This is a genomic window from Roseburia sp. 1XD42-69 (assembly GCF_003612565.1).
Taxonomy (GTDB): domain Bacteria; phylum Bacillota; class Clostridia; order Lachnospirales; family Lachnospiraceae; genus Roseburia_B.
Map to the genome: position 1 here is coordinate 1 of NZ_RAZG01000246.1, position 768 is coordinate 768.

Below are 768 nucleotides of genomic sequence, written 5' to 3' on the forward strand. Positions count from 1 at the left end.
TGAGCTACAGGAAGAGTCAGAAAAACACTGGGATTTTCTGGCTTCTTAGTGGTACAAACTTTTAACTCACAAGTCCTCTGGAATGTGCTTTGTTGAAAAGTTAAAGTCCTGCTCTAACCCATATTTTAGCACTTCCAGTTTGTCCTTGTAAATATCATCTGTAATTTCTTCCTCATTTTCAAGCTGCATTAGCTGCTCTCTGAGTTTTTCCTGCTCTTTTTGGAGCTGCGCCCGCTTTTCATCATAACGGTCTTTTTCAATCTCACCAGCCATACGCATATTCAAGAGATTATCATATTTTCTATCCCATGTTTTCAACTTCTGCTCAAGCTCGTGTTTTCTCTCTAAAGCCTCATTATCCTGCTCATTGTCATAGCATTTATCCAGCATTTCATTAGCAATAGTCAGGACACCCTCTCGGTCATTCCAGAACTTCTGAAATATGACATCTGCCATAGCCTCTAACTTCCAGCGGGCTACCATTTTTGTAACGCACATCCCCTCAGTGCTAAGCCCCTTTTTCTCTCTGGTCTTTGCAGAGCCGAAACGAACCTGGCTGTAACATTGATACGCATATTGCGGCCCGCCTGCCCCATAATGCCATACTACTCTGTTATAGGTATGTCCACACTCACAGATCAGCTTCCTGCACCAGACATCTTTGGAAACCTTTTTCCCACGTCTGCCTTTATTATTTATTGATGGTGAATCCCGTATTGTCATGGAACACACAGGCCGTTATTACGAACCCCTTGTCCGTGAACTCTC

The 768-nt window shown here is 43.1% G+C and carries 1 protein-coding gene; it reads right to left on the reverse strand.

Annotation, left to right across the window (positions count from 1 at the left end; translation table 11 throughout):
- Positions 1–66: 66 nt before the first annotated feature.
- Positions 67–723, reverse strand: a complete 657-nt coding sequence (locus tag D7Y06_RS25385; RefSeq protein ID WP_243119521.1) for a hypothetical protein — start codon at positions 721–723, stop codon at positions 67–69.
- Between the last annotated feature and the right edge of the window lie 45 nt (positions 724–768).